We start from the raw sequence: 561 nt of genomic DNA on the forward strand, positions 1-561 counted from the left end.
TAAAGTAATGCTGGTGGATGATCATCCACTGATGCGACGTGGTATCCATCAACTCCTGAGCTTTGAGCCAGAGTTTGAAGTCGTTGCAGAAGCAAGCAATGGCGCAGATGCAGTCGCAAAAGCGCATGAGCTTGAGCTCGATTTGGTGCTGCTAGACCTCAACATGAAAGGCATGTCTGGGCTGGATACGTTAAAAGCGCTGCGAGCAGATGGTTGTGAGGCGAGGATTGTTATTCTGACCGTTTCAGACAGCCCTGCGGATATTGAAGCGATTGTACGCAGTGGCGCGGATGGCTACTTGTTAAAAGATACAGAGCCGGATGAGCTTGTTGAGCTACTCAAACAGGCCCATCAGGGTGACAAGGCATACAGTCAAGAGGTTGCCAAGTATTTGAGTGAACGCTCTGATCATGAAGATGTTTTTGATTCGCTAACGGATCGCGAAACGCAAATACTGCGAGAGGTGGCAAGAGGCTTCCGTAATAAGCAGATTGCCGATCGTTTGTTTATTTCTGAATCGACGGTAAAAGTACACATGAAGAGCCTACTTAAGAAGCTTCA

General features: G+C 47.8%; 1 protein-coding gene. It reads left to right on the forward strand.

Features of this window, described 5'->3' with window-relative positions; genetic code table 11:
- On the forward strand, nucleotides 1–561 hold a 561-nt coding region (locus R7Q48_RS29830; RefSeq protein WP_318133998.1), incomplete at both ends, for a response regulator.

This window comes from Vibrio sp. 378 (assembly GCF_033339435.1).